Annotated in this window: 6 protein-coding genes and 1 pseudogene; 5 read left to right on the top strand and 2 right to left on the bottom strand. The window is 70.1% G+C overall.

The window, feature by feature from the left end:
• Positions 1–861: pseudogene (locus tag ABD378_RS09035) on the top strand (serine/threonine protein kinase); the annotation flags it as partial.
• An 89-nt stretch (positions 862–950) separates the two neighbouring features.
• Positions 951–2,507: a substrate-binding domain-containing protein gene (locus tag ABD378_RS09040; RefSeq protein ID WP_344520019.1), complete on the top strand. Its 1,557-nt coding sequence runs from the start codon at positions 951–953 to the stop codon at positions 2,505–2,507.
• Between the two features lie 28 nt (positions 2,508–2,535).
• Here ABD378_RS09040 and ABD378_RS09045 read toward each other — a convergent pair whose 3' ends face one another.
• Positions 2,536–3,819: an adenylosuccinate synthase gene (locus ABD378_RS09045; RefSeq protein WP_344520021.1), complete on the bottom strand. Its 1,284-nt coding sequence runs from the start codon at positions 3,817–3,819 to the stop codon at positions 2,536–2,538.
• 131 nt (positions 3,820–3,950) lie between these two features.
• Between ABD378_RS09045 and ABD378_RS09050 the strand changes: the two genes are divergently transcribed.
• Entirely contained in the window at positions 3,951–4,832 is an 882-nt protein-coding gene (locus tag ABD378_RS09050; protein ID WP_386544420.1) for a diacylglycerol kinase family protein, read from the top strand.
• 36 nt (positions 4,833–4,868) lie between these two features.
• Here the strand turns inward: ABD378_RS09050 and ABD378_RS09055 are convergent, their stop codons facing one another.
• A complete protein-coding gene (locus tag ABD378_RS09055; RefSeq protein ID WP_344520024.1) occupies positions 4,869–5,378 on the bottom strand; it encodes a GbsR/MarR family transcriptional regulator in 510 nt (169 codons plus the stop codon).
• Between the two features lie 93 nt (positions 5,379–5,471).
• Here ABD378_RS09055 and ABD378_RS09060 point away from each other — a divergent pair, with 93 nt between their 5' ends.
• Both ABD378_RS09060 and ABD378_RS09065 read left to right on the top strand, forming a co-directional pair.
• Positions 5,472–6,395: an ABC transporter ATP-binding protein gene (locus ABD378_RS09060; protein WP_344520025.1), complete on the top strand. Its 924-nt coding sequence runs from the start codon at positions 5,472–5,474 to the stop codon at positions 6,393–6,395.
• Positions 6,392–8,011: an ABC transporter permease gene (locus tag ABD378_RS09065; protein WP_344520027.1), complete on the top strand. Its 1,620-nt coding sequence runs from the start codon at positions 6,392–6,394 to the stop codon at positions 8,009–8,011. The genes ABD378_RS09060 and ABD378_RS09065 overlap by 4 nt, the downstream gene beginning before the upstream one ends.
• The last annotated feature ends 198 nt before the right edge of the window (positions 8,012–8,209 follow it).

An 8,209-nucleotide genomic window follows, 5' to 3' on the forward strand; every position in this document is an offset into this window, starting at 1 on the left:
CCCGCCGACGGCGATACACCGCCGCCGCCCGGCCGGCCGGGCGAGGCCGCCCAGCTCGACCACCTCCCCACGATGATCACCGGCCAGACGCCACCGCCCACTCCCCCGCCGGGCTCGGCATACGGCTACCCCCAGCAACACCCACAGCAGCAGCCTCAACCCCAGCTCCCGCCGCCCGGCTACGGCTACCCCCAGCAGGGCCCGTACGGCCCCACGCCTCCGTACGGACCCACTCCTCCGTACGGCCCGCTGGTCCACCCCCAGGGCGAGCCACCGCGCCGCAGCGGGCGGTCCACCGCCGCGCTCATCGCGGTGGCCGTCATAGTGGCCATAGGAGCGGGCGGCACGGTGTACGCGGTGATGAAGGGCGAGGGCAGCACGAAGGCGGGCGGCGCCGACTCCAAGTCGCCGTCCAGCAGCGCGCCTTCGACGCCCGGCACGCCCTCCGACGAGGAGTCACCGGAGCCCGAGACCCCGCCCACCTCCCCCGCGTCCAAGGACGAGGAGGGCACGATCCCGGACAAGTTCCTCGGCACCTGGAGCGGCTCCATCGAGAACGACCTGGGCAGCAACTCCCGGCAGCTCGTCCTCCAGCAGGGCGAGGTCGGCGACACCGTCGTATCGATCACGGCGGACGGTCCGACCGACACGGGTGGCACGTACCACTGCGTGTTCCAGGGCAAGTTGGAGTCGGTGAGCGGCAGCACCCTGCGGATCGGACCGACGGACGTGATCGTCGGGCAGCCCGCGACCTCCTGCAGGCCGGGTCAGGCGAGCACGGTCACGCTGCTCTCGAACGGCAGGCTGCACCGCGAGAACACGGGGACGGACAAGGGTCTTACCTACTCGAAGGACGGCTGAGCGCCGGTAGTTGAACGGCGCGCGAACAGCGCCTGTCCGGACGGACAAGCGCCGCCCGGGAGCCCTGCACGCCCCCTACCGTGCCGTCCATGGTCTGGTTGAGCACCGAAAACGTCATCGCAGTGCTCGCCATCCTGGTCGGCATCGCCGGCGCGTTCGTCCCCGTACTGCTCGAACGCCGCGTACCGCGCCGCAAGCGCATCGGCTACCGCAGGCAGATGGACACGGCGATAGGCGACAACGTCCGTACGGGTGACGCGAACGCACGCCTCGGTCTCTTCGACGAGGACCCCGACATGTCGGACGCGACGCTGGTTCTCCTGCGCATCGAGAACGACGGCTCGCTGCCCATCGACGTGGGCGACTACACGGGCCGCTCGCCGCACGGCCTGACGGCGGTCTTCGAGCACCGCACGATCCGCGGGGTCGCGGTGACACTGCCGCCCGAGGCCGACCACTTGATGGAGCACTTCGGGCCCGACACGAGCCTCGGCTACGCGGGCGGCAGGCTGCACATCCCGCGTGTGCCGCTCAACCGGGGCGAGTACTACAAGCTCCTGGTCCTGCTGACCGGCGGACCCGTGGACAGCGGCTACACCGTCATCGGCGGCATCCAGGGCGGCGAGACGCACGAGAACCACAGCGCCGCCCCCGACGAGAAGCCCCCGGTGTTCAGCAGGCTGTCGCAGCGGGTGGCCATCGCGCTGAGCCTGGTGATCCTCGGCCTCGCAGGCCTCATCCTGCTCCCCGACGCCACGCCCCCGCCCTCGTACTGCGAGCAGGGCACGCTGACCCTGACGGGGTCGACGGCGTTCGAAGAGGTCGCGACCGAGCTGGCGGAGAAGTACATGAACGCCTGCGAAGGCTCGACGATCAAGGTGAACGCGCACGGAAGCCGGGGCGGAATAAGGGAGTTGGCGGCCATGGATGCCAAGTCCGTCGAGGGCGAGGACGGTTCGCCGCCGGTGATCGCCTTCTCCGACGGGCCTCGCCCGTCCAGCTACACGCAGCTGAGCGAGACAAGGGTGGCGGTCTCCCTCTTCACCCTCGTCCTGAACGACGGAGTACCGATCAAGAATCTCTCGACACGGGACGTGGGCCGCGTCTTCAAGGGCGAGATCCGCAACTGGAACCAGCTGGCCGGCGGCCCCGACCGCCCGGTGGTCCTGGTGAGCCGGGGATCGAGCTCGGGTACGCGGGTCACCCTGCAGAACCGGGTCCTGAAGGGCGGTTCGGAGATCCAGGAGTCCTCGAGCGACTGCCTGACCAAGGACATCAGCCCGTCCGCCCCGGTCATCCGCTGCGAACTCGACGACACGGACCAGGTCCTGGACACCGTCGCCGGCACCCCGGGCGCGATCGGCTACAGCGAGCTGCGCAACACGACCACGCTCAAGGGCATGCACCGCCTGAACCTGAACGGCCATGCCCCGTCCATCGACCACATCCAGTCCAGCGGCTATCCCTACCGCGAGATCGAGTACGCCTACACCTACGGCCGCCCGCCCGCCGATTCCCTGGCGTCGAGCTTCCTGGCGTACGCGATCCGCGGAAACGGCCAGGACGTGGTCCGCACCCACGGGCACCTGCCGTGCCAGACGCCCGTGGGACTGCGGATGTGCGGCGAGGACCGATCCGCCGGATGAACCGCCGGATGGGCCGCTGGATGAGCCGCTAGATGAACGAGTTGATCTCGATCGTCTCCGTGCGGCCCGGACCCACGCCGATCGCGGAGATCGGGGCGCCCGACATCTCCTCCAGGGCCTTCACGTAACCCTGCGCGTTCTTCGGCAGGTCGGAGAAGGTCTGCGCCTTGGTGATGTCCTCGGACCAGCCGGGGAGGTACTCGTAGACGGGCTTCGCGTGGTGGAAGTCCGTCTGGTTGTACGGGAGTTCCTCGACGCGCTTGCCGTCGATCTCGTACGCCACGCAGACCGGGATCTGCTCCCAGCCCGTCAGGACGTCCAGCTTCGTGAGGAAGAAGTCCGTCAGGCCGTTCACGCGGGTCGCGTAGCGCGCGATCGGCGCGTCGAACCAGCCGCAGCGCCGGTCACGGCCCGTCGTCACACCGCGCTCGCCGCCGATGCGGCGCAGGTCCTCGCCGTCCTGGTCGAAGAGCTCCGTCGGGAACGGGCCCGCGCCGACACGCGTGGTGTATGCCTTCAGGATGCCGATGACGCGGCTGATCTTCGTCGGGCCGACGCCCGTACCCGTGCAGGCGCCGCCCGCGGTCGGGTTCGATGAGGTGACGAAGGGGTACGTGCCGTGGTCCACGTCCAGGAGCGTGCCCTGGCCACCCTCGAAGAGGACGACCTTGTCCTCGTCGAGCGCGTTGTTGAGGATCAGCGTGGTGTCGGCGACGTACCGCTTGATGTTCTCGCCGTGCTCCAGGAGCTGCTCGACGATCTGGCCGACCTCGATGGCGCGGCGGTTGTAGAGCTTGGTGAGGAGCTGGTTCTTGACCTCGAGGGCCGCCTCGACCTTCTGCTCCAGGATCGACTGGTCGTAGAGGTCCTGGACGCGGATGCCGGTGCGGTTGATCTTGTCGGCGTAGGTCGGGCCGATGCCGCGGCCCGTCGTGCCGATCTTGCGCTTGCCGAGGAAGCGTTCCGTCACCTTGTCGACGGTCACGTTGTACGGCGTGATGATGTGCGCGTTACCGCTGATCAGCAGCTTCGACGTGTCGACGCCGCGCTCGTTCAGACCGCTCAGCTCGGAGAGCAGGACCGACGGGTCGACGACGACTCCGTTGCCGATGACAGGCACGCAGTCCGGGGAGAGAATCCCGGAAGGGAGGAGATGCAGTGCGTACTTCTGGTCGCCTACGACGACCGTGTGGCCGGCGTTGTTGCCGCCCTGGTATCGCACTACATAGTCCACGGAGCCACCGAGCAGGTCGGTGGCCTTTCCCTTGCCTTCGTCACCCCACTGAGCACCGAGCAGCACAAGTGCGGGCACAGGCGTACACCCCTTCCGGGCGGGGCATGTCCAAGGTCAGGGGCCGTAGCCGCCATATGGGTGTGCCTTGGATGCTGCCCCGGAATAGACGAAGCCCCTGGCGCAATAGCGCAAGGGGCTCTTGCACAAAGATGCTACCCGAGGACTCAGAAAAGGGGCGCACGTTGTCGGCTCGCGACCAGCTGCTAGTCGTCATCGACCCGGTCGCCCGGCGCACGGACGGTGAGTCGGTACGGATCGCGAAGGACGTACTCGGCGCGGGTGCGGCCATCCGGATCTGCCTGCCGGAAAGGCCGGAGGACTTCGCGAAAGCCCTGGCCAGGAGGGGTGCGCGGCGTCCCGTGGTGATCGGTGACGACCGGGCGCTGCTGCGGGCCGTCGCGGTTCTGCACCGCGAGCGCGAGCTCGATTCGTGTGCGGTTTCGGTTGTTCCCGTGGGGGCCGCTCAGGTGCTTTCACGGTCGCTCGGAGTGCCGCTCGGGGCGGTCGCGGCGGCCCGTGCGGTGCTCGAAGGGGCCGAGCGGCGGCTGGATCTGCTCGTGGACGACAGCGACGGGGTGGTCCTGGGGAGTCTGCGGATCCCGCCCCTCACCTCGGCGGCTTCCGGGAGCGCTTCAGGGAGCGCTGCCGGGAGCACCCCGGTGGACGGCCGCCCCTGGCTGCGTACGTGCCAGTCCTTCGTACGCACCCTCGCGCGCCCCTCGCGCGTGGCGTCGGCACCCGGTCCCGCCCCTGCGCGGCTGCGGGTGGAGGCGGACGGAGTGCTCGTGGTGGACCTGGACCAGCCGGTGGAGGGGGTCTCGGTGCGTCCGGGGGACGACGGTTTCGCGGAGGTCGAGGTCCGGCCGTCCTCGGTGGGCGCGGCGACACAGGCCCTGCGGGTGCGGGCGCGGACGATCACCGTGTCCGGTGCAGATTTCCGGTACCGGGCGGATGCGGTGGTCGGGGGTCCTGTGCGGACCCGTACGTGGTCGTTGCGGGCCAATGCCTGGGGCTTGATGCTGCCCCGGTGAGCGTCCCGCATGACCTGCTTGAGACCTACTTGAGACCTACTTGCCGAACAGGCTTTCCCTGTGCACCCGCCACCGCTCCAGCATCTCCGCGATCTCGTGCTCGACGAACTCGAAGAAGGCGAGCGTCTCGGCCATGCGGCGGCCCGCCGGGGTGTCGGGGCCGAGGCCGGCGACGCCGTCGCGCAGGGCCGACTCCCAGCGCTTGAGCACCCCGTCACGGTTGGCCAGGGCCTCGTACCACTGGTTGCTGTGCACCCGGAAGAGGTCACGCCGGGATCCGGGCTCGCGCTCCCTGGCCACCATGTGCTGCTGCGTGAGGTAGCGGACCGCGCCCGAGACCGCAGCGGGGCTCACCTGGAGCCGCTCCCCCAGCTCCGCCGATGTCAGGGCGCCCGAGTCCGACGCGAGGAGCGCCGCGAAGATCCTCGCCGGCATCCTCGGCATGCCCGCCTCGACCAGCTGCGCGGCGAACTGCTCCACGAAACGTGAGACGACCTCGTCGTCACGTCGCGCCTCTTCGTCGGACCCCTCGGACCCCTTGGGCATCTGCCGATCATCTCCCCTGCTGTGCCGGTCGAGGTCGAGTTTATACGCTTCCTTAACTTCACAAGTTTGTGAAAGTAGCGTACGTTCAAAAACATGACGAAGGCAATCACCGTCTCCGGACTGCACAAGTCGTTCGGAAGGACACACGCGCTGGACGGTCTCGACCTCGACGTCGAGACCGGCGAGGTCCACGGCTTCCTCGGCCCCAACGGCTCCGGGAAGTCCACGACCATCCGCGTCCTCCTCGGCCTGCTCCGCGCCGACTCCGGCGCCGCCCAGCTCCTCGGCAAGGACCCGTGGAGCGACGCGGTCGAGCTGCACCGGCGCGTGGCGTACGTACCGGGCGACGTCACCCTGTGGCGCAACCTGTCCGGCGGCGAGGTCATCGATCTGTACGGGAAGCTGCGGGGCGGTCTCGACCGGGCCCGCCGGGCCGACCTCATCGAGCGGTACGAACTCGACCCGACCAAGAAGGGGCGCACGTACTCCAAGGGCAACCGGCAGAAGGTCGCCCTCGTCGCCGCCTTCGCGTCGGACGTCGACGTGCTGATCCTCGACGAGCCCACCTCCGGGCTCGACCCGCTCATGGAGGAGGTCTTCCAGAGCTGCGTCGAGGAGGAGCGCGACCGTGGCCGCACGATCCTCCTCTCCTCGCACATCCTCAGCGAGGTGGAGGAGCTCTGCGACCGCGTCAGCATCATCAGGAAGGGGCAGACCGTCGAGACCGGCTCGCTGGCCGACCTGCGCCACCTGACACGGACCAGCATCACCGCCGAACTGGCGGGACCGCCGAACGGCCTCGCGCAGCTGCCCGGCGTCCACGACATCGACGTATCCGGGAATCGCGTCAAGCTCCAGGTCGAGACCGACAAGCTGGACGCGGTGCTGCGCGCGCTCACCGACTCCGGGATCCGGTCGCTCGTCTCCACGCCGCCGACGCTGGAGGAACTCTTCCTGCGGCACTACCAGGACGACGTGCGGGCCAGCGGTGCCACCGAAGAGGCGGTCGCGCGATGACCGCCGCCGCCCAAGCCCTCGGATTCACTCCTCGCACCGGCGGATCACGTCAACTCGCCGGTACGGGCGCCCTGTTGAGGCTCGCCCTGCGCCGCGACCGCGTCATGCTGCCCGTCTGGGTCCTCGTCGTCGTCGGCATGGTCCTCGCGATGCCGGGCTCCCTTGAGCAGACGTACGGCACGGCCGCCGAGCGGGCCGACGCCATGCGGTCGATGAACGCCAACTCCTCGATGCGGGCGCTGTACTCGCCGGTGTTCGGGGACTCCATCGGCGCGCTGTCCGCCTGGCGCATCGGCGTCTACGCCGCGATCCTCGCGGCCGTCATGAGCCTGATCGTCGTCGTACGGCACACGCGCGAGGAGGAGGAGACAGGGCGCCAGGAGATGATCTCCGCCGCGATGGTGGGGCGGCGTGCGCCGCTGACCGCCGCGCTGCTCGCCGCGTTCGTGGCGAACGCGGCCGTGGGGCTGCTGATCGCCGGCGGCATGGCAGGGCAGGGCTCGGCCGGAGCGCTCGCGCTCGGGCTCGGCGTCGCGGGCACCGGCATGGTCTTCGCCACCATGGCAGCGATCGTCGCCCAGCTCACGGAGAGCGCGCGGCTCGCCAAGGGGCTGACCTCGGGGGTCCTCGGCGCCGCGTACGTACTCAAGGCCGCCGGTGACGCGGGGACCGAGGACGGCTCCTCCGTCCTGACCTGGCTGTCTCCGCTCGGGTGGACGCAGAACATCCGCGCCTACGCCGGTGAGCGGTGGTGGGTGCTGCTCCTGATCGCCGCCGCGATCGTGGCGCAGGGCGCTGTCGCGTACAACCTGGCGGGGCGGCGCGACGTCGGCATGAGCTTCCTGCCGACCCGGCCGGGACCCGCGAAGGGCGGGCTCGGCACGGCGGGCTCCCTCGCGTGGCGGCTGCAGCGCGGCAGCGTGCTCGGCTGGACGCTGGGCTTCCTCGCCTCCGGGGTCGTCTTCGGCGGGATGGTGGAGGGCGCGGCGGACATCGTCGGCGACAACGAGAACACCCGGGACGTCATCGAACGCATGGGCGGCCAGTCCGGCCTCACGGACGCCTTCCTCGCCACGATGGTGGGCCTGCTCGGCATGGTCGCCTCGCTGTACGTCGTCGCTTCGGTGCTGCGGCTGCACGGCGAGGAGACCTCGCAGCGGGCGGAACCGGTCCTCGCCAACGCGGTGGGGCGGCTCCGCTGGGCCGGTGGCCACCTGGTCATCGCCTTCGGCGGCGCGGTGCTGCTGATGCTGGTGGGCGGGCTCGCTCTTGCTCTGGGGTACGGGAAGGACCTCGGGCCGATCCTGGGGGCGTGCCTGGTGCAGGTGGCCGCGATCTGGGCGCTCGGGGGTCTCGCTGTGCTGCTCGTGGGGGCGTTCCCCAGGGCGGCGGTGGGTGCGTGGGCGGCTGCCGGGATCTGCCTGGCCATCGGCTGGATCGGCCCCGCGCTGGACCTTCCGCAGGTGGCGCTGGACATCTCCCCCTTCAGCCACCTCCCAAAGCTGCCGGGAGCCACCGCCCCCGCGTGGGGACCCGTGCTCGCCCTCCTGACCCTCGCGTGCGCCCTGACCACCACAGGCCTGGCAGCTCTGCACCGCAGGGACCTGACCACGTAACCCCGCAGCCCCCCTCCCCGAACAAACCTCTCCCACCCACCCACCCGATCACCCCGCACCCCTCCCTGAACGAACAAGCTTTCCCACCCACCCGCCCGATTGCCCCGCGGTGCCAGGGGGCGGGGGCAGCGCGGGTGGGGGGGCTGCGACAGGGAGGGGTGAACGGACGGGGTGGGCGGGAGGGGCGCGTACAGCACT

It is taken from the genome of Streptomyces rectiviolaceus, from assembly GCF_039533825.1.
Taxonomy (GTDB): domain Bacteria; phylum Actinomycetota; class Actinomycetes; order Streptomycetales; family Streptomycetaceae; genus Streptomyces; species Streptomyces rectiviolaceus.

Bases quoted from the DNA above. Each gene is read 5' to 3' on its own strand.
- ABD378_RS09055 (WP_344520024.1), bottom strand. From the start codon at position 5,378: ATGCCCAAGGGGTCCGAGGGGTCCGACGAAGAGGCGCGACGTGACGAC.
- ABD378_RS09065 (WP_344520027.1), top strand. From the start codon at position 6,392: ATGACCGCCGCCGCCCAAGCCCTCGGATTCACTCCTCGCACCGGCGGA.
- ABD378_RS09040 (WP_344520019.1), top strand. From the start codon at position 951: ATGGTCTGGTTGAGCACCGAAAACGTCATCGCAGTGCTCGCCATCCTG.
- ABD378_RS09050 (WP_386544420.1), top strand. From the start codon at position 3,951: ATGCTACCCGAGGACTCAGAAAAGGGGCGCACGTTGTCGGCTCGCGAC.
- ABD378_RS09060 (WP_344520025.1), top strand. From the start codon at position 5,472: ATGACGAAGGCAATCACCGTCTCCGGACTGCACAAGTCGTTCGGAAGG.